Consider the following 22519-nt stretch of genomic DNA (forward strand, 5'->3'; position numbering starts at 1 on the left):
TAGCGCTCGCAAGAGAGAAAAAGTTAGGACAAACGTTTATATTGGACGTACTGCTAAAGAAAAGGCCCAAAGGATCCTAAACCGGTATGGTATAAGTCTTTCTGAAGCGGTCAACCTGTTTCTTGCAGTAATAGCCGAAACCGGAACCCTTCCCTTTGAATTTCGGATTCCGAATCAGACTACACGGCGTGTTATGAAAGAAATCCTTGTTGGAGAGAACGTGGAAGAGACATCTATTGAGGATCTAGTGCGTGAAGCTAAAAAGGCATAAGCAGTTCGTTAAGGATTTTCGCAAAATTCGGCTGACTGACCAACAATTCCGGAAGTTTATTAGATATCTAAATTTTCCCCAATAGGCATCTATGAAGACGGCGCAAACCAATCGGGTTTAAAGGGTTGTATAGGGGGGCAGGTCCTTGCCAATCGGGGCTAAAAAGCTTAACTTTTTTATAGTTTAAGGGCTTGAGGGGGAAGTCTGGGGGGCGAAACAGGTAGACGCTGGGGACTTAAGATCCTTTGGGGTAACCCCCCGTGCCGGTTCGAGTCTGGCCCCGGGCACCAAATCGAGAGGTAAGGCCATGCTTAATAAAAAAGCCAAAGGCAAAAGATGTTGGGTTACTTTTTCTTTGAGGACTGATGGCGAAGAAGCTTATTTAGTCGGCGAGTGGAATAACTGGCAGCCCGAGAAGATGAGACGTCGAAAAGATGGAACCTTCTGGCTCACCAAGCAATTTGAAGCCGGAAAGAGCTATCGCTTCCGCTACCTTGTTGACGGCCACCAGTGGTTTAATGATTTTGAGGCCGACGGTTACTGTCCCAATCCCTATGGAAGCGAAGACTGTATCGTAAGGACTTAAGGACTTCGTCCAAAAACGCAGGCAAGTTCGTAAAGTTCTGAGGAAAGTTCGGGGCTTAAGGCTTCGGCCCTAAGTCGCCACTCCCAGTTTCCCTCCCTCCTAGAGGGGGTATTTATGCGGGCCTCCTCCCCGAGTCCGAGGAGGTCTTGGATAGGGATGATAGCCGCTTTGGCCGGAGAGGCGTAAGCCAGACGGACCATTTCTTTAGAAACGATCTCGGCCGTAAGACTTTTGCCCACATAGGTATCAAGCCTTCTTCTGGCCTCGGGATTGAGTTCCCTTTCAAACCAGCCTTTCACGGTATTAGTGTCGTGGGTCCCGGTATAGACGAAGGCCTCTTTTTCGTGATTATGAGGAAGATAGGGGCTATCCTCTTCAAAGAAGGCAAAGACCAAAACCTTCATGCCCGGAATACCGAAAAGTTTCCTAATCTCACGCACATCCGAGGTAATGTAACCCAGATCCTCGGCAAGAAGGGATGGGTTTAGAAGGCGTCGGAATACGGCTTCAAAAAACTTTTGGGCCGGGGCCTCAACCCAGTGCCCATTTACAGCCGTCTTCTCTCCGGCCGGAACCTCCCAATAGGCCACAAAGCCCCTAAAGTGGTCAAGTCTAAGAATATCAAAGAGTTTTAAATTGTGAGCTAGCCTTTTAAGCCACCAGGAAAAACCCTGGGCCTCAAGAACCTCCCAATTATAGACCGGATTTCCCCAAAGCTGACCGGTGCGGCTGAAATAGTCCGGAGGTACACCGGCCACAACTGCCGGTCTTAGATTTTCGTCTAGTTTAAAGACCTTCGGGTTACTCCAGACCTCTACACTTTCGTAGCCCGGATAAAAGGGGAGGTCCCCTACGATGAAAATTCCCCGCTCATTGGCATAGCTTTTAAGTACAAACCATTGTTTGAAAAAGAGATATTGCTCGAACTTGACTTCTTCTATCCGTTCGCGGTAGGCCTTTTTAAGTCCTGCCAGGATTTCGGGATCTCGATGTCTTACGGATTCCTCCCATTCCGGCCAGGGTCGGCCGCTTTCTTCCTCCAATACGGTATAGAGGGCGTAGTCTTCAAGCCAGTCTCTTTCCCGTTCGTAAAAGGCCTCAAACTCGTGATCAGGTTTAAATCGCTCCCAGGCTTTGCGAAGTAAGACTCTTTTATAGGCCATCACTCGGGGATAATTCACCCGATCTTCGGGAAAATTTGGGGGCGCAAGGTCTTCTTTGGGTAAAAGGCCTTCTTCATAGAGTTTTTCTGGGCTTATGAGAAGAGGGTTTCCGGCAAAAAGGGAGAAGGAAAGGTAGGGGGAGTTTCCGTAGCGGGGACGAGTGGGATTTAAGGGAAGGATTTGCCAGAGGCTCTGTCCGGCCGCCTTTAAGAAATCCACGAAACGGAAGGCCTCGGGACCAAAATCACCGACGCCGTAAGGAGAGGGTAGGGCACTTATCGGAAGAAGTATACCAGCCCTCCTAATTTTCACGCGCCCTCCCAGCGAAAATAAAGCACTCCAAGGGGCGGAAGGGTAAGATTTAGGGAATAGGGACGGCCGTGAAAGGGTACGGCTTCGGCCTTTTGGCCACCAAAGTTTCCGTGGCCTGAGCCCCCGTACTCGGCAGCGTCGGTATTTAGGATCTCCCGATAGAAACCAGGCCTCGGAACCCCGATTCGGTATTCATACCGGGGAACCGGAGTGAAATTACAGACGATCACCAAGAGGTTTTCTCCGGAGCTATCCTTCCGCAAAAAGGAAACGATGCTCTTTTCCCAGTCGTGAAAATCGATCCATTCGAACCCTTCGTGAGAGAAATCCAGTTCATAAAGGGCCGGATTCTGACGGACGATACGATTTAGATCCCGGACGAGAAGCTGGACCCCCTGGTGTTCAGGATATTCCAGGAGATGCCAGTCGAGGCTTTCTTCGTGATTCCACTCCCGCCATTGCCCCCATTCCCCACCCATAAACAGCAGTTTTTTCCCGGGATGAGCCCACATGTAGCCGAAAAGGGCCCTCAGGTTGGCAAACTTCTGCCAGGGGTCTCCCGGCATTTTGGAAAGAAGCGAACCCTTGCCGTGGACTACTTCGTCGTGGGATAGAGGAAGTATAAAGTTTTCAGAGAAGGCATACCAGATGCTAAAAGTTAGTTGGTCGTGGTGATATTTCCGATAGATGGGATCCTTTGAAAAGTAAGAGAGGGCATCGTTCATCCACCCCATGTTCCATTTCATGCCGAACCCAAGGCCCCCCACATAGGTGGGGTTGGTAACCAGTGGCCAGGCCGTTGATTCCTCGGCGATAGTCTGAATGCCTGGAAGAGCGGCGAAAAGGGAGGCGTTTAGTTGGCGTATGAAATCGATGGCCTCAAGATTTTCATTCCCGCCGTAAATATTGGGGACCCAGCCTCCGGGTGACCTGGAATAGTCCAGATAAAGCATGGAGGCTACGGCATCGATTCTTAAGGCATCGGCATGGTACTTTTCCAGCCAGAAAGTGGCCGAACTTAGGAGGAAACTTCGGACCTCTGGTTTTCCGTAATCGAAGATATAGCTCTGCCAGTCCGGATGAAACCTTTTGCGAAAGTCTTCGTATTCGTAAAGGTAAGTGCCGTCAAAAAAGGCTAAGCCGTGGGCGTCGGTGGGAAAATGGGAAGGCACCCAGTCAAGGATGACCCCGATACCTTCTCGGTGAAGGTAATCTATGAGATACATGAAGTCCTGAGGGCTGCCGTAACGGCTGGTAGGGGCAAAGTATCCGGTAGTCTGATAGCCCCAGGAGCCGTAAAAGGGGTGTTCCATTACGGGGAGGAACTCCACATGGGTAAAGCCCATTTTCTTTACGTATTCAGCAAGTAAAGGAGCCAATTCCCGATAAGTAAGAAAGCGATGCCCATCCTCAGGAACCCTTCGCCAGGAGCCCAGGTGGACTTCATAGATGAGCCAGGGGGCGTCAAGGGCGTTTCTCTGGGGGCGAACCTTCATCCATTCTTCGTCCTGCCACTCGTAAGCTAGTTTCCAGACCATGGAGGCCGTTTTAGGAGGGGGTTCCCAGAAGAAGGCCAAAGGGTCTCCTTTTTCGAAATGGAAACCGTTTCGGGTGTGAAGATAGTACTTGTAAAGGCTTCCGGGTTTAACCTCCGGAATGAAACCCTCCCAGATACCGGAGCCGTCCTCCCTGAGTTTTAAAGGGTGCGCGCCTCGATCCCAGCCGTTAAAGTCTCCTATTACGGAGACATAGGTCGCGTTCGGGGCCCAGACCGCAAAGTAAACCCCTTCCTCGCCGTCCACTTCCACCGGATGAGCCCCCAGTTTTTCGTAGAGACGGCTGTGGGTGCCTTCCCGGAAAAGGTAAATATCCAGATCCGTTAGGCGGGAATAGTGATAGAGGACCCTTTTAGTGGTCATGTTTTTTCCCTTCGTGAAAGGAGCTTGCGGTAAAGCTGAAAGTAAGCCTTGGCCGATTTTTGCCAGGAGAAGTCAAGTTTCATGACCTTTTGGCGAAGTTTGAGAAAATAATTGCGATGTTGATAAAGATCCACCGCCCGTTTTACTCCGCACACGAAATCGATTTTGTCCGGGGCCTCAAAAAGGAGGCCGTAACCCTCGGGATAGGAGACGTCTACGACGGTATCCGCGAGCCCCCCGGTTTTCCTGGCCACTACCAGGGTTCCGTAGCGCATGGCTATGAGCTGGGTGATACCGCAGGGTTCGTAAAGAGAGGGCACTAAGATGAAATCTGAAGCCGCATAGACCTTATGAGACCAGGCCTCGTCGAAAACGATCTGGGCATATATGTTGGGGTAGCGATTATGAAGCCCTTCAAAGTGAGGTCGATATTCCCCCTCGCCTAAGAAGATGAAAAAGGCGTTTAAATGGGAGAGGTTTTCTAAAGAATCTAGGATTATTTCTACCCCCTTTTGTTTGGAGAGCCGATTTATAAAGCACATAAGGGGTTTTTCGTAAAAAAAGTCCGCTATCCCCAGTTCTTTAAGCATGGCCTGCTTGTTTTCCTCTTTGGCGGAAGGAGATTCTGCGGAATAGGGCACATAAACGTGGGGATCGGTTTCGGGATTCCAAAGTTCGTAATCGATACCGTTTAGGATGCCGTGAAGTTTGTGGCGATATTTGTAAAGTATGCCCTCAAGACCGTAAGCATATTCATAAGTAAGGATTTCTCTAGCGTAAGTCTGACTTACGGTGGTGACGGCGTCGCTAAAGATGATGGCCCCCTTCATGAGGTTTATCTTCCCCCAGTATTCTAGGGCCTCGATATGATAAAGGGACCAGGGGAGATGAAGACGCCGGATGGTATCTTTCTCAAAAAGGCCCTGAAAAGCGAGGTTATGGATGGTAAAAATCACCTTTTGAGGAAAACGATAGATTTCGTGATGAAGAACCGGATAAAGGGCGGTTGGCCAGTCATTAGCGTGAATGAGGTCCGGTTTAAATAGGCCTTTCTCTATGGCCTTGGCTACCGCCCAACAAAAGCCTCCAAAACGAAGGTCATTATCCGGATAGCTTTCCCCGGGCGGGCCATAGATGTATTTCCGGTCAAAGAGTTCGGCATTGTGAAAGAAGAAGTACTTCTCTTTTCGATACAACCTAAAGGGATAGAGGCGGCCGGCGAGTTTTACCGGGAGCTCTTCTCCAACCGGTTTAAGGCCCTCTAGCTTTACCGTGGGATAAAGGGGCATGACCGGAAGGACTTCCACACCCAGACGCTCAAGGGCTTTCGGGAGGGAGTAAGCTACATCTCCAAGCCCTCCGGTTTTGGCAAAGGGGAAGATCTCGCTTGAGAGATAAAGCACTCTCACACTTGGACCTCTTCGATGGGCCTTTTCAAATCCTCTGGAATTTCTTCCCCTACTTCGGATAGGGCCTTCATTAGATTGTTTCGGAAAAGGAGGTCAAAACGGTCAAGAAAAGGTATTTTCAAGCCTTCTCCATACCACCAGAACCAGTCACTGCCTTGAGCACGGAGAAAGTACGTAAGCGCCCTCTCAAAAGCAGGATGATCTTTCCCTTCAGAAAGTATCCCATAGACCTCTGCCAGGGTCTCCCAGGCCTGATTTTTCTTTTCGGTTCCGAGCCATTTCCGAAAATTACCGTATATCCAGCTTCCGGCTTTAAGTCCGGAAAGGCGGCCTTCCAGAAGATCGTCCCTTGCAAGCACCTCCTCAAGGGTTAGGGTCTCCACCCAGGCCATATTTTCAAGCCGGGAATAGAGGGCGGTGAGAAAAGGATAGCCATTGTCTTCGTAGTATTCCCAGCAGTTTTCCCCATCAAGGATCACGGATACCAGGGGAGAATGATCTACCGCCTCATAAATCTCGCGGAGCCTTCTAACAAAGTCTTCCACGGCGGCTTCCGTCGACATCCCGTGATAGGTGAAACCGATGAGGTCACTTAGAATGCGATCCCGGAAAAGAAGAGTTATTTCACCCAAATGGTACTTGCGATAGATCTTTCGGCGATCCCCTTCCCCTAAAGTGTTTAAAAGCAGGGCCTCGTCGGTAGCCGCAAGCTTCAGGCCGTTTTCGGAAAGAAGATCAAGGGCGGCTTCACTCAGGGCTCCCTCCGCTGGCCATACAAATCTCGGGACCTCTCCCAAAGTTTCTGTATGTTTCTTTACGGCGGCCTCTACATGGATACGGGCCGTCTCTCCGAAGGGAGTTATCCGAGGGAGCATGACTTCAGGATCGGCTTCTTTAGACGCTTGCGGATCTATAAGGATGGGAAGAAGGGGATGGTAATAAGGAGTGGTCGAAAGAGAAATCCTTTTTTCGGAAGAAAGCTCTCGATAGAAAGGAATAATAGTCTTGAGAAAGGCTCTAGTTTCCTCGATTAAGGAGAGTTTTTCGGCCTCTTCAAAGCCTTCTCCCTTTAAAAGAAGTTCCCTTACGAGAGGGCTTTTTTCCCTTAGGGCTCTTCCGCACCAGGAAAGAAGGTAAAGGACCTGGAGATCCCGTAAATCCTCTCTGGAAAGTTTGGATATTTTCTCAAAAAGGGTTACCAGCCTGGGATAGGGTTTTACCATGCGTTCAAAGGGTAAAAGTTTTATTAGGACAGATAGAAAGCGGATATCTTCCTCGGTGAGTTCCCCTGGAGGTTTCTCCAGGGTCTCAAGAAGGAGACAGCGGGCCTTGCCGGAGGCATAATCTTCAATTTGCTCTAGGAGGACGGGAACTAGGTTAAAGTTTGCTTTTATTTTTTCAAACCGAATTATATGCCAAGGCATTTCGTAGTAATCTTTTACGGCATGAAGATAGGTCCAGGGCAAGAGGTATTTCCCGGAGAAAGGATCCCGGTAAAGGGGCTGGTGCATGTGCCACCAGAAAACAAGGTAGAGTTTTTTCATTTATAGATTCCGTAACTCTTTTTCGGCTGCGTCTATACGAGTATAGAATTTTGAGATGTATTCCTTAAGCATCCTTCGGGCACAGAAGTGAGGGGCGATACTTTTTATGGCCTCTTTCATCTTCTTGACCCACTTGCGAGGAATACCGGTCTCGTCCCAGTAGTAGTAAAGAGGGATGACCTCATTTTCTAGGATCTCGTAAATGGCCTCCGCGTCCTTGGGATTGCGATCATCATCTACCTCGTAATCCCCGAAGGCCCAGCCATTTTTTCCGTTATAACCTTCGATCCACCAGCCGTCCATGATAGAAAGGTGAATAACACCGTTGATACCGGCCTTCATACCGCTTGTGCCGCAGGCCTCAAGCGGTGGAATGGGATTGTTTAGCCAGACATCTACCCCTTTGACCAGATAATAAGCCAGTTCCTGGTCGTAATCCTCTATGAAAGCGATCCTTCCGGCAAAATCGGGGTTGCGGGCAATGTTGATGATCTTCTGGATCATTTCTTTGCCTTCGTGATCCTGAGGATGGGCCTTTCCGGCAAAGATGATCTGAACCGGTCTTTCCGGATCTTTAAGGATTCTTTTTAACCGTTCGAGATCCTCAAAAATGAGAGTGGCCCTTTTGTAGCCTGTCATGCGTCGGGCAAAGCCGATGGTAAGAAAATCGTGGTCAAGAAAGGCCCCTTCGGCAATTACCAGGGAGGAATCAAGATTTTTTTCAGTCCATCTCTTCCGGAGGCGCTCTTTTATGAGATGGCACAGTTCCTGTTTGTTTTTATAGTGGATTTCCCAAAATTTTTCATCCGGGATGAGATCAATGAGTTCCCAAAGGTTTTCGCTGTCGTGAACCTCAAGCCAGCGGCTGCCTAGATGGTCATTTAAAAGATTGCGAAGGTCTTCGTCTATCCAGGTGGGAAGGTGTACCCCGTTGGTGACATAATCGATGGGCACATCCTTGAGACTACGGTCGGACCAGAGAAAATGCCACTGCTTTTTGGCTACTTCCTGGTGCTTTTGGCTTACGGTGTTTGTATATTTGGAGAGCCTCATGGCCAAGATAGTAGAATTGAAACCCTCGGAGGGATTCTGGGAGTTGGTTCCCAAGTCCAAAAATTTCTCTTTGTCTATCCCGAATTTTTCCCAGAGAAAACGAAACTGATTTTCCACTATATGGAAGGGATAGGTGTTGATAGCCGATCTTAAGGGGGTGTGAGTGGTAAAAAGAGAGGTCTCTCGAACCTGTGAAACTGCGGAATCGAAATCTTCCCCTTCTTCAACGAACTGGATGAGACGGGCTACCAAGGCCAGGGCCGGATAATCTTCGTTAACATGGACGCCACAGATGTCTATACCCAACTTTTTGAGGAGAAACATTCCCCCAAAGCCTAAAACTATCTGTTGCTTAAGACGCATTTCTTGGTCTGGAGTATATAATTGGTAGGAGATTTCCCGATGCCAGGGGGGATTTTCTTCTACATCGGTATCAAGAAGATAGAGTTTTACCCGTCCTACTGAAACCTCCCAGACACCCGCGTAAACCAATTCGTCGAAACAATAACAATAGACTTTGAGCCAGTCCCCATTCTCGTAGACCTTTTGGACCGGCATGTCTTCCTTCTTTATATGGTTCTGAAGATCTTCCTGCCAGCCATCTGCTTTTATTTTCTGACGCACATATCCCTGGGGATACATGAAACCGATGCCTACCATAGGAAGGTTAAGGTCGCTGGCTTCTTTTAAGATGTCTCCGGCAAGAAGCCCCAATCCTCCGGCGTAGATATAAAGGGTGTGATGCAGCCCGTATTCTGGAGAAAAAAAGGCCATAGGTTTTCTAATTTTTTGGAAATAAGGGCCCGGAGTATCGAGATAACTTCTAAAAACCAGATATACATATTCGACTTCGTTTAAAAACTCGCGGCGTTTAAGGATCTCATTCAGGCGATCTGTTCGCTGGAGGATCTTGATCGAGTTTTCTCTCAGTTCGTCCCAAAGGATGGGATCGATCATGCGGAAGAGTTTTTTGCCTTCCGGATTCCAGGTCCACCAGAGGTTATACGCTAGCTCTTTGAGTTTATCGATATATTCGAGAGACATAGAATTCTCCTGATAATGCAAGCTATTTTTGAACTTACCCCAAAGATGAGCAAAAAGGAAGGGATAATTTAAATGAATTTAAGAATGGCGGAGGGGGAGGGATTCGAACCCTCGGTGCGGGGTTATGCCCCGCACACGCGGTTTCCAGCCGCGCCCCTTCGGCCGCTCGGGCACCCCTCCATTTTAGAGATCTATTCTAAAGCCTTTGGCTCTAAAATCAAGGGATGCTGATTCTACAAAGATTTATGGTATGATTTTTAGTAATACTCGATTAGAAAAGGAGTGTCAAATGGGCAAAGTGAAGATTGCTATCACCCTTGAAGAGGACCTTTTTAGGGAGCTCGATGCACTCGTCAAGCAAAAGGTTTTCCCCAGTCGTAGTAAAGCCATTGGGGAGGCCTTGAGAGAAAAACTGGAGCGTTTGAGGCAAGAAAGATTGGCCAGAGAATGCGCCAAACTGGATCCCGAATTTGAGAAAGCTTTAGCTGAGGAAGGCCTGTCGGGGGAGGTTTCCGAATGGCCAGAATACTGAGGGGAGAGATCAGATGGGCTGACCTCAATCCTGTAAGAGGACATGAACAGGGAGGACGGCGGCCGGTATTGATTCTTAGTCATGAAGTCTTTAACGAACGGTCCGGAACCGTGATTGCCATGACTATAACTAGCAGATCTCAAAAAGCGGGGTTTCCCCTTACTTGGGAACTAAAAAGTGAGGGCTTACCCAGGCATTCCTGGGTGAAAATGAGCCAGATCAGAACCCTTTCGGTAGAGAGAATCGGTGAAAAGATTGGCCAAGTTTCTTGGGAGGAGTTGGAAAAGATTATTGAGGGGTTTCTTTATTTGATAAAGTAAGGAAAATTTCCCTGAATCGCAGGGCGTCCTGATGCATGTAGATGTTGTTAAAGAGGACAAAGACCTCGTTGGCCCTGAGCCCTGAAAGTAGCTCGCCAAGCTCCCGGAGCTCATCGTCACTGTAACGCTTGTTATAGTTCAGGCGTCCGCCCTCAAGGGTTCCGTGAAGCCTGAAGTAGAGAAGAGGTAAGTCCTTAAAGCAATCCAGATATTTGGGAAAGAGGAGAGGATCGAAGACCGGGACGATCCCAAAGTCTTCGCATACCCTTACGAGAAGATCAGCTTCGTACCAACGAATTTCGAGTCCAAAGTGGAGTCCCGCAGACCCGCCGGATAACTCCCTCAACCGAGAGAAGAAATGGGCGAAGCCTTCCTTCTCCCTTTCACAGTTTCGGGGAAGTTGAAACAAAAGGAAGCGGGCCGAAAGTCTTGTGGCCATCTCCAAGATCCTTTCAAGGAGAGCCTCGGTTACCGGATTGAGCTTCAGGCAGCCCACCCGGCCCCGGAATCTCTCCTTCTCTTCCGGGGTAAGTTTGGCCCGGCGCCAGGTAGGGGAACCTAAGGGATGGGTCAGTCCCTGAAAGGCTTTAAAGGCCAGCTTAAAGTCTTTTCGTTCTTTGAAGACTTTTTCCCAGTTTTTTAAGGTTGTTTCCGAAGGGAAATTGTAAAAGGTGGCGTTTATCTCAAGGGTGTCAAAGAGTTCCACATATTTTTTAAGCCCGACCTTATTTCCACAGGTTCCGATATAGACCTTCATAAGCCTGAGCCTTTTGCCATACCTGAGGATAAAGACTGCGGGCAACCTCCCGGGCCTTGGGAGTAGAAAGAAGCCTTATTTTGGCATCCAGGGCCCGGCAGTCTTCATAAGAAAGCTCTTTTACAAAGGCCCGCCAGAAAAGTTCGTTTTTGAGATGCGGGAAGGGCTCTTTTTCGGTAGGCTTGAGTTCCTCCTTTTCGATGAGCCGGATGTAAATCAGGCTTCGGGCGGCTAGGAGATCCTCGTCAATTTGGCGGTGTTTTCCGAAGAGGTAATAGGAGGTCAGACCGTCGCCGGGTGAGGGCCAAACCCCGTTAAGCCCTCTGGCTTTCACCGTGGAAAGGATCAGGTTCCTTACCACCAGTTTGTAATACGAAGGTTTTCCCCGGGCGAGATAGTAAATCAGTTTGAGATGGATGTAGCCGGCCTCGATATAGATCTTGGCTTCGGGGGCAAGATTTTTCAGGAGATCCAGAATAGCCCCGGCCCGGAGTCGATCTCGGAATTCTATGCGGCAGGCATCGGCCTGAGCAAAGGCCTTGATCCTTTCAACCAGTTCCTCAAAGGGGGCCTTCATGGCCCCGTAAAACTCGAGAAGCCGCCCGAAGGTTTCGTGCTCGTGAAAATAGACTTGAGAAAGGTCGGGCTCCTTTCTTAACTCCCCGGGTTCTCGGCCTTCGGCCAGGGCCTCCTGAATTTTGACCCACCGTTCCAGATAGGGTTCTACCTGAAGAATCTTTTTTCCGTGGGCATAAAGCCCTTTCAGGGCTCGGTAAAGCTCTAGGGCGTATTCGGGAAAACCGGCCTCGGTTTCCAGTACAAAATCTTCAATTGGCACCCGACCTTCAAGCATGTCTTTAAATTTGGGATGAGGTGGTTCTTCCAGTACGATGAGGTCATGTTCTTCCATGAGCCTCAAGCTCTCCGGCAAAAATTCCAGGCGATGAGGGGTAAGGCCTACGGTGATTTTCCCCATTTTCCACTTAGTAAGCGTTTGCTTTCCGGAAGTGGTTCCCGATAAATGTACATCCAGGCCGTTATAACGCGGCTATCCTCGATTTCCACCGGGACCTCCTGGCGATCGTACTCGTCCTCCACCTCGTCAAGGACTTCAAAAAGATCAGGTTTGATCTCATAGATCTCTCCCCAAACGAAAGCCTCTCCCGAGGCTGGTCTTGCTGCGGGGTACTCCCCAAGGTCATAAAGGGCGTAGCCCTTGACTCGTCCTTCTCCGAGAAACCGGGCCTCCCGCAACAAATAGTGCAAAGATTCGCCGCGCTTAAGGGTCCCGTAAACGAAAATCCTGACCTTTTCCATTGACCGTGCCCCGGAGGCCTTTTATCTTAATTTGAAATAAACCGCCAAGGAGAGGAGGCGGCAAGATGCCTATTTACGAGTTTCGGTGCGAGGACTGTGGAGAGGAGTTCGAGACCCTTTTAAAGAGTCGTTCCGAGATAGAAACCGTAACCTGTAAGAAGTGTGGGGGCAAAAATGTCAAACGCCTCATGAGCACCATCACCCCTATTGTGGATTCCGGAGGAGGCGGAGGTTCGGATAGGCCTCGGGTGGCTGAAACCCACAAGTGTGATACCGGAACCTGCACCCATCTTGAGCTTCCGGGCCACAGTCGGTAATGGTTCTTTGTCTCAAGCGATTCGATTCCTGCGGGATCATGCTTTCCTATCGTTGCCAGTGCGGCTGTCGGCACTGCGTCTATGCCTGTGGTCCGCAGTGGCATGACTGGATGAGTCGTGAAGACCTGGAGAACCTCCTTTCGGGAATCCAGGAGACCTGGGAGAACCCCCGAGGGTTGCATCTGGCCGGCGGCGAACCCTTTTTCAATTTCGAACTTCTGGTCTTTGCGGTTGAAAAATGTCGAGAAAGGAACCTGCCTATAGAATATGTGGAGACCAACGCCGGCTGGTGCACTTCCTATGAAGAGGCCCGTGAGAGATTTAAAATTCTGAAGGAGGCTGGCCTTACGAGCGTACTCATTTCCTGCAGCCCTTTTCACGCCGAAACCGTACCCTTGAAGAGGACCCTCTGGGCCATAAAGGCCGCCCGGGAGGTTTTCGGGGCTTATCATGTGATCGTTTACATGGAGCACTTTGTGGATCTCATCCGAGGGTTTGGCGAGGATCGTCCGGTTCCACTTTCAGAATGGATAAGGATTTACGGTAAAGAGGAGGCCGGAAGGCTTTTCTGGAAGGGCTACAGTCTCTTTTCCGGTGGGCGGGCCGGTTTCGAACTGGGTATTTTGGCTGAACGCTATCCCTATGAACGCTTCCGGGGGATGAATTGTATGACCGAGATCCTCCTCTCCAGACACTGCCACTTTGATCCTTATGGAAACTATATCCCCCTTTTCTGCGGAGGCCTTTCCCTAGGAAGGGTAGAGGGGGATCTCCGGAGATTTGTTGATGATTACGAGGCCGGAAAGTCCCGGATAATCAAAATTTTGGTTGAGGCGGGACCTTTCGGCCTTGCGGAATGGGCCCGAAGGAATTTCGGCTTTGAGCCCGACCCCGAAGGCTACGTGGGCAAGTGCCACCTATGTGTGGCCGTGAGGAAGTTTCTGGTGGATACCGGAGAAGACTTTCCCGAGCTCACCCCGCGGGCCTTTTACGAAAACCTGAGGAGTCATCTTCCGGCGCTCCATGTTTAAGGCCATAATCTTTGACGCTGAAGGCACTCTTTTTCACATAAGACCCTCCGTGGGGGCCATCTATGCCGAAGTCCTCAGGCTTTTTGGCCGAGAAGTTCCGGCTTCCGAACTTGAGGCCCGCTTCCGTAAACTCTGGCCGGAGATAAGGAAGGAGCTTACGCTTTTCGGTAAAGAGGAATGCCTTGAGTTCTGGAGGAAGGCTTTTTTTGAGACCGTTTCTCCGTGGCTTGATGGTCTTCCGGAAGACGAGACTTTTCGCAGGGCTTATGAATACTTCGCCAGTCCTAAGGCCTTCGTGCCGGCCAAGGGATTTCCCGAGGTGCTATCCCTTCTCAAGAAGTCTGGGGTCAAGACGGCCATTCTTTCTAATTGGGACGAAAGGCTCCACCGGCTCCTATCGGCATTGGGGCTAAAGCAAGCCTTTGACGCCATTTTTACCGCCTGTGAGCTTGGGGTGGGGAAACCCGATCCCGAGGCCTTCCACCTGGCCTGTGAGGCCCTGGGTGTTCGGCCCGAAGAGGCCCTCATGATCGGAAACGATCCGAAGGAAGATTACGAGGGAGCTTTGCGTGCCGGGCTTCAGGCGCTACTTTATCGGGGAGAAGATTTGAGGACACTCCTTAAAAAGTTTTTACCGGAGGTGCAAGATGGCACGCTTTAAGCCTCCTCGGGAATTTAAGGAATTATTGCAAGAAGTGGACCGGAATTTTCGAGAAGTCCAAAAGAAATACCCACGGGAGGTCCGTTGCCGGAAGGGATGTACGGACTGCTGTTGGGCCCCTTTTGACCTTTCCCTGGTGGAGGCCCTTTATCTGGGGGGAGCCTTTCGCACCCTCCCCCGGCGGGAAAGGAGAGAGGTTGAAAGACGCCTCCAGAAATACGAAAAAGATTGGGAAACCAAAGTGCCCAAGCCGGTAACCCCTTTTGTGCTTTCCACCATCAAGTTGCGCTGTCCGTTTCTAAACGACAAAGGTCTCTGTTTGGTCTATGAATTCCGGCCGATTACCTGTCGCATCTACGGGCTTCCGCTTGAGATCGAGGGGGAGGCCTATGTATGTCCCAAGTCGGGTTTTGAGCCCGGAAAGACCTACCCCACGGTGCTCTTCTCCGAAGTAGTCAAGAGGCTTTCCGAGATCTCGGAGAAGATCCTTTCCGGGGGAGGCAATATACGGGTTTCACTGGTCGGGGCTATCCGGGGCCAGTTCCCCGGAGCCTATCTCCTCTCGGATACCTTCTAAGGCCTTCTCGACCAGTTCGGCCTGTTCCCGGGAGCCCATTTGGCGATAAATTTTGGCCGCAAGTTCGTAGGCCTCCCGGGCCGCCTGGTAGTTTTTCTGATGACGGTAGACGTCACCGATCCCAGCAAGCATGCGAGCCGCCCGGTGGGCGTCTCGGTATTTTTCCGCGATCTCAAGGGCCCGGTAAAGGTAGGGCAGGGCCTTTTCAGGCTGCTTTATCTCCTTGTAGACGTAGACGATCTTTTCCGAAAGGATGGCAGCCCCCAGTTCGTCCTCGTATTCCTCACAGATGTCAAGGGCGATCTTGTAAGGTTTCAAGGCCCGTTCGAAGTTGCCACGGTTGAAATATATATCGCCCATCTTTTCGGCGGCGTTGGCCGCCTCCTTGTGCCGCTGATGCTTTACAAAGACCTTGTAGGCCTCTTCGTAGCGGTCCAAGGCGTCTAGGCTGCGACCCTGGGCCCACATCACCTGGGCCTCCTTATACCACTTTAGGGCTTCTTCAACCTCAGGCGTCGGTTTCTCCTCCATTTTCCCACTCCTTTAAGATTTTGGCCGCCAATTCGTCCACTCTGAAACGTCTAAAAGTATCCTCTTCCGGGATGTACATTTCAAACTCAGCGGTATCCGAAAGGAGCGCCTTTATCGAGGAAGTGAGCTCTTTAAGTCCGGCCCGGTAGATAGTCAACAGGGCGAGTCCTCTTACCAGTGGTTCCTTGTCCTGTAGGAACTCGGTTAGGAGAAAGGGTTTTTCTCGCCGAATAAGTTCAGGGTGGTCCTCCGCAATTCGCGAGAGGGCAAAGAGCGCTGCCGGACGGAACTCCGGATACTTTAGAAAGGCCTGTAGATTTCGGGTGTAAAGGCCAAAACGCTTTGGGAGATACCGGATGATCTCACCCACGGTCTCAAGAGCGCCCCATGCCGAGGCCGCGGAATCCGCACTGGCATAAAGCAGACGCTTCATCAGATCGGCTACTTCTTCAGGATATTCGTCGGCGAGCTCGGCCGCTATCTTCCCCAAAAACTTCACCGTGCGGAACCGTAGCGCCGGCTCCGGATGATAGAGGACCTTCTGAAGGGTGCGGAGATTGAGAGGTTGGTGTCTACAGAGAAGTAATAGTTCCTTAAACCGATCTTCAGAAACCAGTCGCTCGGCTTCTGGACGCCGTATTTTCCTAGGCCTGAACCCAGGAGGAGCCTCTTCGCGTTTGCGTTTTTGGCGTATTTCGGGAATTTTTTCTCGGCTCACCTCCCGGATATCATCGGCAAGCTTTATAAAATAGAGCACTCCGGAGATCTTGCGACCTTCGAAACTTCCTTCCGGAATGACCTGATGGGTGACTTGATCGTAGGGTTCAAGGAGGCTTTCCTGATAATCCTCGCCCGGTATGAGGTCCCAAGCGAGCTCCCAATCGCCACCAGCGGCCAGAAACAAAGCTTCTGCAAAGGCCGCACCACGGCTGTAACCAGTGACATCACTCACATAGACCGCCCCGCATTCGCAAAAACCGGCATCCATATCCGCAAACTGGAAGCCCAGGTTCTGAGGGGGAGCTACCGGCCTTCCGCAAAAGGGACACTTAGGAATGCGACTCATGAAAGAACCAACTCCTCGAACTGAGGATTGACGGGATATCCTAGTTCTTTGGCCTTTTGAAGGGCTTTTAGGGCTTGATCCTTTTTGCCCTGATAATAGCAAGCAACCGCAAGATTGTTGTAAGCCATGGAGAATTCGGGTTCATATTCGAGGGCTTTTCGGCAACAATTCTCAGCCTCCTCGTAGGCCTCCTTGGCGATGAGGACCGTGGCGAGATTCACCCAGACCGCCGGAAGATCCGGTTTTACGGAAAGGGCTTCTCGGTAATACTTTTCGGCCTCCTCAAGGTCTCCCAGCTGGAAGGAAATAAGGCCCATATTGGTTAGGGCCTGAGGAGAAGCGGGATAGATTTTAAGGGCTAGGGCGAAGGCCTTGCGGGCCTCTTCAAGCTCCCCCTCTTGGGCCAGGATGGTTCCAAGGTTGGTAAGGGCCTCGAAATTCTGAGGATCTAGGGCCAGGATCTTCTTGAAGGTTTCCTTGGCCTCTTGGATACGACCGGCCCGGAAGTAAGCCAGAGCCAGCCGGTGATGGGCAAAGATGGATTTGGGGTTTTCGCGGACCTCTTCTTCAAGGGCCGCTATGATTTTCTCATCCATTTGGCCTCCCATGATTTCAGAGCTATCTTTTCAAATGTTAGATTATTCTAAAGCGGGTTTTGGGCTTGTCTAGGGATGAGGAAGTTTTTTTTCTTTTTGATATTGGCCGGGCTATATCTCTCCGGCTGGTATCTTGAGCTCACCGAACCCGTGTCTTCCGTGGAGGCCCCGCAGGTGGTCTTCATCTCCCCTGGAACGCCGGTAAAAGAGGTGGCCCGGTTGCTTGAGGAGAGAGGTCTCATCAAGAACCGCTACGTTTTCCTTTTGGAGGCCTTGAGGCTCAGAGTGCTCGATAAGCTCAAGGCCGGTGAATACGAACTTTCTCCTCATATGTCTACCAGGGAGATCCTGCAGATTCTGGCCGAGGGCCGGGTTATCACCCACATTGTGACCGTTCCAGAAGGGGCCAACGTCTGGGAGGTGGCCGACCTTCTAGATCGTGCCAGCTTGGTCCCAAAGGAGGCCTTCCTTTCGAAGGCCTTCGATGAAGAATTCGTCCAGGCCCTGGGAATTCCCGGGTCTTCGGTGGAGGGCTTCCTTTTCCCGGACACCTACTATTTTGTAAAGGGCATGCCTGTCGAGGAGATTATCCGGCGAATGGTCTCTCGTTTCTGGGAAGTCTGGCGGAAATATGAGGACCGGGCCAAGGAACTAGGGATTTCGGTTTACGAGGCCGTGACCCTGGCCTCCATTGTGGAAAAGGAGGCCGTGCTTTCCCGGGAGAAACCCCTCATTGCAGCCGTGTACTGGAATCGCTTGAAGCGCGGTATGCCCCTTCAGGCCGATCCCACTGTGCGCTACGCCCTCCGCCGTTTTCGGGGAAGGCTTTACTACAAACACCTTCGGGTGAAAAACCCCTACAACACTTACCGCTATCCAGGGCTTCCTCCCACCCCCATTGCCAATCCCGGAGAGGAAAGTCTTAAGGCCGTGCTTTACCCCGCCAAGGTTCCCTATCTCTATTTCGTTTCCAGGGGCGACGGCTCCCACCATTTCTCCCGCACCTACCAGGAACACCTGATGGCGGTGAGAAAATACCGTCGCCGTCGATAATTTGTGTTTAAATGCCACTTCCAATTTTTAACGATATTTCAAGAATTTGGGTAAAATCTGCCTTTTAGGGGCTCAAAATTTTATTCAGTATAACTTCTCTTTTTTACGAATAAAAATAATCCTTGACAGAAGACCGTTATCTCTTGTAGCCTATTGAGTGGGATAAAGTGGTAAAAAGTGGGGTGTAGTGTTTCGAGGGCAGTTCAGACATAATCTTGACGAAAAGGGGCGGCTAAGCATTCCCAGGCGTTTTCGGGAGGTGCTGAGAGAGCGATATGGTGGAAGCGGTCTAGTGGTTACCAGGCTCCCGGAATGCCTGGTGGCTTACCCCTGGGAGGAATGGCGACGGCTTGAAGAGCGATTGATGGGGTTGCCTGCAGATCTTCCGGAGGTGAGGCTTTACATGCGATATTTTTTGGGTTCGGCCGAGGAATGTTTCCCGGATAGACAGGGACGGATCCTTTTGCCTGCCCATCTCAGAGAGGCCGCCGGGATCGAACGTGAGGCCGTGTTGCTGGGACTCCTTGATCGTTTTGAGATCTGGAATCCGGAAAGGCTTTCAATCCAGATGGAAGCTGCCCGAGAGGGCTTTGACGATCTTTCGAGAAAGGTAGCGGAATTAAGTCTTGGTGGAAGTCAAGCATGAATCAGTTCTATTGGAGGAAGTGTTGGCTTTCCTTCGGGTCAAGCCGGGGGGCATTTATGTGGATGGCACCGTGGGTCTTGCGGGACACAGTGAGGCCATCCTCAAGGCTTCGGCTCCGGATGGCTTCCTTTACGGTTTTGAATGGGATGAGGTCTCCTACGGGCTGGCTCTTAAAAGACTGGTCCCCTACGAGGGGCGATTTCGGATATTCAGGCTCAACTTTTCCGAGGCCCCGAGGGTTCTCAAGGAGGAAAAGGTTCTTGCCGATGGGATAGTCCTAGATTTGGGACTTTCTTCATTTTTGATTGAGGCCTCGGGGCGAGGTTTCAGTTTTCGAAGAGACGAACCTCTGGATATGCGTATGGACGAGAGATTGAAGCTAAGGGCTAGAGATCTAATCAATCGGCTGAGCTATCCCCAATTGGTGGAACTTTTGCGTAATTATGGCGAGGAGCCTGCGGCCAAGAGGATTGCCAAAGCCATTGTAGAGGCCCGCAAAAAGAAGCCCATCGAGACTAGTCTTGAGCTTGCTAGGTTGGTCGAAGGCGTGGTCCGGAGGCGAAGATCAGGCCAGCATCCAGCGACCCTTACCTTTCAGGCGCTGCGCATAGCCGTAAACCGGGAGCTCGAAAACCTGGGGAAATTCCTTGCCGAAGCCCCGGAAATCTTAAAGCCCGGAGGGAGATTGGCTGTTATTTCTTTCCATTCTCTTGAGGATCGTATAGTCAAGAGGGCCTTTCGGGAGGACCCGAGATTGGAGGTGGTGACCAAGAAGCCGATAAGGCCTTCGACGGAAGAGGTCAGACGCAATCCTCGGGCGAGAAGCGCCCGGATGAGGGTGGCGGAAAGATGCGGGCTTTAACCTTGGGTTACACCTATCAGCCTCGTAAAAATACGTCCCGGGCCAGCACCAAGGCTTCGGGCCTGAGCCTGAGACTGAGTCTGATCTTCAAACTGGTGTTGTTGTTACTTTTGGTTTTGCCTTGGGGGTTTGCGGCTTATAGGTTCCATCAACTGCGGGGAGTGGAGTCTGAGATAAAAAGGGAGAGGGCCCTTAAAACGAAATTACTTTCGGAATGGGAGCGTCTTACGGCTGAAGAGGTGATAAGGGCCAAAGTGGCCCCGCTCGGATTATTCAAACCCACGGAAAAGGAGATCATCAGATTGCCATGAGAAGGGCATTAGGACTTTTGAGTGGTCTTTTGACCCTTTTGGCCCTGATCGTGATAAAACCCCTTACGGGTTCAGGGGGTCTTGAGGTTCGGCCTTTCTCTAAGGCCCCGGTTTACGATCGAGAGGGAAGAGTACTTTTCAGAGTAAAAGAACTTTATAAGGCCTACTATGTAGGGGAGCTCCCGATCCCAAACGAACTTAAAGCCTATCTCAAAGAACGTGCTATAGTAGCTAGACCGCCCTATCTCGTGGCCAGAGCCCTTTCTGCAGAAGAAACAAATGCCCTATCTGGAATTTCTGGACTGGTTTTTGAGAGATATTTTCGTCCGGAGTATCCCGGCGGGACCATCTTTTCCGGAGTCCTTGAAGCTCTGTTGAAATCCCGACCTTCTTCCGGCAAAGCCCTTACCCTCACCCTTTCCTGGGAAGTCCAAGAGGCCCTTCATAGAATGCTCGAGGGACTAACGAAATTTTTCCAGCGGATCGGTGGGGTGGTGGTGGAGATCCCTTCCGGAGAGGTATACGCCCTGGTCAGTCTGCCTAACAAAGGCGAGTTCGTGCCCCTAACCATGCTCCTTCCGGTGGAATTTCTGCCTAAAGACCTTCCTGTCGAGGTTTTCGGAGAACCCACTGGGCTTGAGATCTCTGAGGCTCCGGGAGTCTTTTGGCCAGGGGGGAAAACTCTAGCCACTCCGGTGCAGATGGTCCGGGCGCTGGCGGCTTACCTCTGCGGAGAGGCTCCGAAATTACACCTGATTAAACAGGAGACTTTTTCAGGACTCTGCGGTGAGCGAGACGAAAGGCTGAGAAAGGTATACAATTATATTGACGAAAACAAATGGACTTATTTAACATTTTGGCCGAATGAGCGTCCCCGGTTTGTAATCGTTCTGGCTGGGGAGTTGAAGGAGAAGGCTAGATTTCGGGTCAATCTTTCCGGGCTCTTCAAGGAGCTTGAGCGTTATCTCCCCCCGGAATTCGAAGGTGAGACCCGGGCTGGTGGTTTCCCGGATCTCCGGGGACTTACGCTTAAAGCCGCTCTTGAGAGCCTTGGGAAGCGGCACATAAAGGTTCGATTTCGGGGTTTCGGGAGGGTGGTCAGGCAGGAGCCCCTTCCAGGGACTCCTTGGGAGAAGGTAAAGAGTTGTGTCCTTTATTTGCGCGATGAAACTTGAGGCGTTACTGCAAGACTTTGAGGTCCGAGAGGTCAGAGGGTCGCTCGAGGTCGAAATCGCGGGCCTAGAGGAGGATTCGCGTCGGCTTGCTCCCGGGTATCTTTTTGTAGCCCGGCGCGGGACTCGGGTGGATGGGCACGCCTTCATTCGAGAGGCCGTGGCCCGGGGAGCGGTAGCGGTGGTGAGGGAGGATGAGTTGGATTCAAAGCTTCCCGTCACCCAGATCCGGGTAGCGGATAGTGCCGAGGCTCTGGGAAGACTCTGTGCGGCCTTTTACGGCCATCCTGAAAGGAGGCTTGCTCTCATCGGTATTACCGGCACCAATGGCAAAAGCTCGGTGGCCTGGATGCTGAGGACGGCTCTGCGGAGGGCTTGGGGTAGCTGTGGGCTCATCGGAACGCTGCTCTACGATACCGGAGGCCGAGTCAGAAAGGCCCTTGAGACTACCCCTCCCCCGGTGACGCTTTATGCTCTTCTTTCCGAGATGGTTAAAAATGGAGCGGAGACGGCCGTTCTTGAGGTTTCTTCTCACGCCCTAGATCAGAAGCGCGTAGCCGGGCTGGTCTTTCAAATAGGGGTTTTTACCAATCTTTCCTGGGATCACCTTGACTATCATGGAGATTTTGAGACCTATTTTGCGACCAAAAAGAAACTTTTTATGGAGTATTTGGCCTCGGATGGACTGGCAGTGGTAAATGTAACTGATCCTTGGGGAAAGAGATTGGTCGAAGATCTTCCTAAGGGAATGAGCGTCTTTGCCGTGGGGCGGGATTTTACGGGAGAGATACTTTCGCGATCCAAGGGCCTCAAGCTCAGGATCCTTGAACCTGAAGGGGAGTTCATAGTCGAGACCGGACTTTTCGGTGATTTTCAGAAGGAAAACCTGCTTCTCGTCTGGGCTGTTCTGCGAGGCCTGGGCTATAGGCCCGAGGAGGTCGCAAAGTTCCTTTCAGGAGTTTCGGCCCCTCCGGGGAGGCTTGAGCCTGTGGCCCAGTTCCGTCAAGCTCGCATTTTTGTGGACTATGCCCACACCCCGGAGGCCTTGCGCACGGCTCTTTTGAGTGTAAGGAAACTGGCCTCCGGTAAGGTTCTTTGTGTTTTCGGTTGCGGTGGAAATCGGGACCCAGGCAAAAGGCCCTTTATGGGACGAGTGGCTGCGGAGCTTGCGGATCGTCTCTTCATTACCTCGGATAATCCCCGATTCGAGGATCCGGAAAAGATTATCAGGGATATTTTGACTGGCATAAACGGGAGTGCTTCCTACCGGGTCATTCTTGATCGCCGGGAAGCTTTGAGGATAGCAATTTCGGAGCTATCACCGGGGGACGTCCTTCTAGTGGCTGGGAAGGGACATGAGGATTATCAGGAGATTCAAGGGAAGCGCTATCCCTTTTCGGATGCGGAGGAGATTCGGCATATTGTGGCGGAACTAAGGGCCGCCGAAAAGGCTTTAGGAGGGAATTAAA

The 22519-nt window shown here is 51.1% G+C and carries 25 protein-coding genes and 2 tRNA genes; 15 read left to right on the forward strand and 12 right to left on the reverse strand.

Going from position 1 to position 22519, the window contains the following annotated elements:
* The 3 genes from TDIS_RS08625 to TDIS_RS08635 form a co-directional block, all read left to right on the forward strand.
* Positions 1-271: type II toxin-antitoxin system RelB/DinJ family antitoxin (locus tag TDIS_RS08625; protein ID WP_084271041.1), on the forward strand; the 271-nt coding region annotated here is incomplete at its 5' end.
* Between the two features lie 202 nt (positions 272-473).
* Positions 474-561, forward strand: a tRNA-Leu gene (locus tag TDIS_RS08630).
* Positions 562-578: 17 nt separating this feature from the next.
* Entirely contained in the window at positions 579-857 is a 279-nt protein-coding gene (locus TDIS_RS08635) for an isoamylase early set domain-containing protein (RefSeq protein ID WP_068671353.1), read from the forward strand.
* Here the strand turns inward: TDIS_RS08635 and malQ are convergent.
* The 6 genes from malQ to TDIS_RS08665 form a co-directional block, all read right to left on the reverse strand.
* Positions 854-2332 (reverse strand): 4-alpha-glucanotransferase, encoded by a 1479-nt coding sequence (malQ, locus tag TDIS_RS08640; protein WP_208595691.1) that lies wholly within the window; start codon positions 2330-2332, stop codon positions 854-856. The two genes, TDIS_RS08635 and malQ, sit on opposite strands and share 4 nt — an antisense overlap.
* Positions 2329-4251 carry a 1,4-alpha-glucan branching protein GlgB gene (gene glgB / locus TDIS_RS08645; RefSeq protein WP_068671355.1) on the reverse strand — a complete coding sequence of 641 codons (1923 nt, stop codon included), beginning with the start codon at positions 4249-4251 and terminating at the stop codon, positions 2329-2331. The genes malQ and glgB overlap by 4 nt, the downstream gene beginning before the upstream one ends.
* The gene (locus TDIS_RS08650; RefSeq protein WP_068671357.1) at positions 4248-5660 is read right to left on the reverse strand and encodes a glycogen synthase; all 1413 of its coding nucleotides are present in this window, start codon (positions 5658-5660) and stop codon (positions 4248-4250) included. Before TDIS_RS08650 ends, glgB begins: the two co-directional genes overlap by 4 nt.
* On the reverse strand, positions 5657-7204 hold the full coding sequence (locus TDIS_RS08655; protein ID WP_068671359.1) for a glycoside hydrolase family 57 protein: 1548 nt from the start codon (positions 7202-7204) through the stop codon (positions 5657-5659). Before TDIS_RS08655 ends, TDIS_RS08650 begins: the two co-directional genes overlap by 4 nt.
* Positions 7205-9301, reverse strand: coding sequence for an alpha-glucan family phosphorylase (gene glgP, locus TDIS_RS08660; RefSeq protein ID WP_068671361.1), 2097 nt, complete (start codon positions 9299-9301; stop codon positions 7205-7207).
* A gap of 85 nt (positions 9302-9386) precedes the next feature.
* Positions 9387-9481, reverse strand: a tRNA-Ser gene (locus TDIS_RS08665).
* Positions 9482-9590: 109 nt separating this feature from the next.
* Here TDIS_RS08665 and TDIS_RS08670 point away from each other — a divergent pair.
* The gene (locus TDIS_RS08670) at positions 9591-9833 is read left to right on the forward strand and encodes a ribbon-helix-helix domain-containing protein (protein ID WP_068671363.1); all 243 of its coding nucleotides are present in this window, start codon (positions 9591-9593) and stop codon (positions 9831-9833) included.
* Positions 9818-10153 carry a type II toxin-antitoxin system PemK/MazF family toxin gene (locus TDIS_RS08675; protein WP_068671365.1) on the forward strand — a complete coding sequence of 112 codons (336 nt, stop codon included), beginning with the start codon at positions 9818-9820 and terminating at the stop codon, positions 10151-10153. Before TDIS_RS08670 ends, TDIS_RS08675 begins: the two co-directional genes overlap by 16 nt.
* On the opposite strand, the gene TDIS_RS08680 is transcribed toward TDIS_RS08675, so the two are convergent.
* Genes TDIS_RS08680 through TDIS_RS08690 form a run of 3 tightly spaced genes read right to left on the reverse strand, consistent with a single transcriptional unit; the run spans position 10122 to position 12227 of the window.
* Positions 10122-10910, reverse strand: a complete 789-nt coding sequence (locus TDIS_RS08680) for a DUF72 domain-containing protein (RefSeq protein WP_068671367.1) — start codon at positions 10908-10910, stop codon at positions 10122-10124. The genes TDIS_RS08675 and TDIS_RS08680 overlap by 32 nt on opposite strands.
* A complete protein-coding gene (locus TDIS_RS08685; protein WP_068671369.1) occupies positions 10879-11886 on the reverse strand; it encodes a hypothetical protein in 1008 nt (335 codons plus the stop codon). Before TDIS_RS08685 ends, TDIS_RS08680 begins: the two co-directional genes overlap by 32 nt.
* Positions 11868-12227, reverse strand: a complete 360-nt coding sequence (locus TDIS_RS08690; RefSeq protein ID WP_068671371.1) for a gamma-glutamylcyclotransferase family protein — start codon at positions 12225-12227, stop codon at positions 11868-11870. Before TDIS_RS08690 ends, TDIS_RS08685 begins: the two co-directional genes overlap by 19 nt.
* Before the next feature lie 65 nt (positions 12228-12292).
* On the opposite strand from TDIS_RS08690, the gene TDIS_RS08695 reads away from it, so the two are divergent.
* The 4 genes from TDIS_RS08695 to TDIS_RS08710 are packed head-to-tail and all read left to right on the forward strand — an operon-like array spanning position 12293 to position 14813.
* Positions 12293-12544: an FmdB family zinc ribbon protein gene (locus tag TDIS_RS08695; RefSeq protein WP_068671373.1), complete on the forward strand. Its 252-nt coding sequence runs from the start codon at positions 12293-12295 to the stop codon at positions 12542-12544.
* Entirely contained in the window at positions 12544-13575 is a 1032-nt protein-coding gene (locus tag TDIS_RS08700; protein ID WP_068671375.1) for a radical SAM family protein, read from the forward strand. Before TDIS_RS08695 ends, TDIS_RS08700 begins: the two co-directional genes overlap by 1 nt.
* Complete coding sequence (locus TDIS_RS08705) at positions 13568-14236, forward strand: HAD-IA family hydrolase (RefSeq protein ID WP_068671376.1); 669 nt, start codon at positions 13568-13570, stop codon at positions 14234-14236. The genes TDIS_RS08700 and TDIS_RS08705 overlap by 8 nt, the downstream gene beginning before the upstream one ends.
* Positions 14223-14813: a YkgJ family cysteine cluster protein gene (locus tag TDIS_RS08710; RefSeq protein ID WP_068671378.1), complete on the forward strand. Its 591-nt coding sequence runs from the start codon at positions 14223-14225 to the stop codon at positions 14811-14813. The genes TDIS_RS08705 and TDIS_RS08710 overlap by 14 nt, the downstream gene beginning before the upstream one ends.
* On the opposite strand, the gene TDIS_RS08715 is transcribed toward TDIS_RS08710, so the two are convergent.
* The 3 genes from TDIS_RS08715 to TDIS_RS08725 are packed head-to-tail and all read right to left on the reverse strand — an operon-like array spanning position 14751 to position 17006.
* Complete coding sequence (locus tag TDIS_RS08715; RefSeq protein ID WP_068671380.1) at positions 14751-15344, reverse strand: tetratricopeptide repeat protein; 594 nt, start codon at positions 15342-15344, stop codon at positions 14751-14753. The genes TDIS_RS08710 and TDIS_RS08715 overlap by 63 nt on opposite strands.
* Positions 15322-16410: a DVU0298 family protein gene (locus TDIS_RS08720; RefSeq protein WP_068671382.1), complete on the reverse strand. Its 1089-nt coding sequence runs from the start codon at positions 16408-16410 to the stop codon at positions 15322-15324. Before TDIS_RS08720 ends, TDIS_RS08715 begins: the two co-directional genes overlap by 23 nt.
* A complete protein-coding gene (locus tag TDIS_RS08725) occupies positions 16407-17006 on the reverse strand; it encodes a tetratricopeptide repeat protein (RefSeq protein WP_084271042.1) in 600 nt (199 codons plus the stop codon). Before TDIS_RS08725 ends, TDIS_RS08720 begins: the two co-directional genes overlap by 4 nt.
* 75 nt (positions 17007-17081) lie before the next feature.
* Here TDIS_RS08725 and mltG point away from each other — a divergent pair, with 75 nt between their 5' ends.
* The 6 genes from mltG (at position 17082) to TDIS_RS08755 (ending at position 22518) form a co-directional block, all read left to right on the forward strand.
* On the forward strand, positions 17082-18059 hold the full coding sequence (mltG, locus tag TDIS_RS08730; protein ID WP_068671387.1) for an endolytic transglycosylase MltG: 978 nt from the start codon (positions 17082-17084) through the stop codon (positions 18057-18059).
* A gap of 187 nt (positions 18060-18246) precedes the next feature.
* Positions 18247-18705: a division/cell wall cluster transcriptional repressor MraZ gene (gene mraZ, locus TDIS_RS08735; protein WP_068671389.1), complete on the forward strand. Its 459-nt coding sequence runs from the start codon at positions 18247-18249 to the stop codon at positions 18703-18705.
* A gap of 19 nt (positions 18706-18724) precedes the next feature.
* Complete coding sequence (rsmH, locus tag TDIS_RS08740) at positions 18725-19567, forward strand: 16S rRNA (cytosine(1402)-N(4))-methyltransferase RsmH (protein ID WP_244147506.1); 843 nt, start codon at positions 18725-18727, stop codon at positions 19565-19567.
* Complete coding sequence (locus tag TDIS_RS08745) at positions 19555-19878, forward strand: hypothetical protein (protein ID WP_068671391.1); 324 nt, start codon at positions 19555-19557, stop codon at positions 19876-19878. Before rsmH ends, TDIS_RS08745 begins: the two co-directional genes overlap by 13 nt.
* The gene (locus TDIS_RS08750; RefSeq protein ID WP_068671393.1) at positions 19875-21053 is read left to right on the forward strand and encodes a PASTA domain-containing protein; all 1179 of its coding nucleotides are present in this window, start codon (positions 19875-19877) and stop codon (positions 21051-21053) included. The genes TDIS_RS08745 and TDIS_RS08750 overlap by 4 nt, the downstream gene beginning before the upstream one ends.
* Complete coding sequence (locus tag TDIS_RS08755; protein WP_153303814.1) at positions 21025-22518, forward strand: UDP-N-acetylmuramoyl-L-alanyl-D-glutamate--2,6-diaminopimelate ligase; 1494 nt, start codon at positions 21025-21027, stop codon at positions 22516-22518. The genes TDIS_RS08750 and TDIS_RS08755 overlap by 29 nt, the downstream gene beginning before the upstream one ends.
* The last annotated feature ends 1 nt before the right edge of the window (position 22519 follow it).

The sequence above is a fragment of the Thermosulfurimonas dismutans genome (assembly GCF_001652585.1).
Classification (GTDB): Bacteria; Desulfobacterota; Thermodesulfobacteria; order Thermodesulfobacteriales; family Thermodesulfobacteriaceae; genus Thermosulfurimonas; species Thermosulfurimonas dismutans.

What these genes read in the sequence shown, in the direction of transcription:
- TDIS_RS08635 (WP_068671353.1), top strand. Translation starts at nt 579, where the DNA reads ATGCTTAATAAAAAAGCCAAAGGCAAAAGATGTTGGGTTACTTTTTCT.
- glgB (WP_068671355.1), bottom strand. Translation starts at nt 4,251, where the DNA reads ATGACCACTAAAAGGGTCCTCTATCACTATTCCCGCCTAACGGATCTG.
- TDIS_RS08655 (WP_068671359.1), bottom strand. Translation starts at nt 7,204, where the DNA reads ATGAAAAAACTCTACCTTGTTTTCTGGTGGCACATGCACCAGCCCCTT.
- glgP (WP_068671361.1), bottom strand. Translation starts at nt 9,301, where the DNA reads ATGTCTCTCGAATATATCGATAAACTCAAAGAGCTAGCGTATAACCTC.
- TDIS_RS08670 (WP_068671363.1), top strand. Translation starts at nt 9,591, where the DNA reads ATGGGCAAAGTGAAGATTGCTATCACCCTTGAAGAGGACCTTTTTAGG.
- TDIS_RS08675 (WP_068671365.1), top strand. Translation starts at nt 9,818, where the DNA reads ATGGCCAGAATACTGAGGGGAGAGATCAGATGGGCTGACCTCAATCCT.
- TDIS_RS08680 (WP_068671367.1), bottom strand. Translation starts at nt 10,910, where the DNA reads ATGAAGGTCTATATCGGAACCTGTGGAAATAAGGTCGGGCTTAAAAAA.
- TDIS_RS08685 (WP_068671369.1), bottom strand. Translation starts at nt 11,886, where the DNA reads ATGGGGAAAATCACCGTAGGCCTTACCCCTCATCGCCTGGAATTTTTG.
- TDIS_RS08690 (WP_068671371.1), bottom strand. Translation starts at nt 12,227, where the DNA reads ATGGAAAAGGTCAGGATTTTCGTTTACGGGACCCTTAAGCGCGGCGAA.
- TDIS_RS08695 (WP_068671373.1), top strand. Translation starts at nt 12,293, where the DNA reads ATGCCTATTTACGAGTTTCGGTGCGAGGACTGTGGAGAGGAGTTCGAG.
- TDIS_RS08700 (WP_068671375.1), top strand. Translation starts at nt 12,544, where the DNA reads ATGGTTCTTTGTCTCAAGCGATTCGATTCCTGCGGGATCATGCTTTCC.
- TDIS_RS08705 (WP_068671376.1), top strand. Translation starts at nt 13,568, where the DNA reads ATGTTTAAGGCCATAATCTTTGACGCTGAAGGCACTCTTTTTCACATA.
- TDIS_RS08710 (WP_068671378.1), top strand. Translation starts at nt 14,223, where the DNA reads ATGGCACGCTTTAAGCCTCCTCGGGAATTTAAGGAATTATTGCAAGAA.
- TDIS_RS08715 (WP_068671380.1), bottom strand. Translation starts at nt 15,344, where the DNA reads ATGGAGGAGAAACCGACGCCTGAGGTTGAAGAAGCCCTAAAGTGGTAT.
- TDIS_RS08720 (WP_068671382.1), bottom strand. Translation starts at nt 16,410, where the DNA reads ATGAGTCGCATTCCTAAGTGTCCCTTTTGCGGAAGGCCGGTAGCTCCC.
- TDIS_RS08725 (WP_084271042.1), bottom strand. Translation starts at nt 17,006, where the DNA reads ATGGATGAGAAAATCATAGCGGCCCTTGAAGAAGAGGTCCGCGAAAAC.
- mltG (WP_068671387.1), top strand. Translation starts at nt 17,082, where the DNA reads ATGAGGAAGTTTTTTTTCTTTTTGATATTGGCCGGGCTATATCTCTCC.
- TDIS_RS08745 (WP_068671391.1), top strand. Translation starts at nt 19,555, where the DNA reads ATGCGGGCTTTAACCTTGGGTTACACCTATCAGCCTCGTAAAAATACG.
- TDIS_RS08750 (WP_068671393.1), top strand. Translation starts at nt 19,875, where the DNA reads ATGAGAAGGGCATTAGGACTTTTGAGTGGTCTTTTGACCCTTTTGGCC.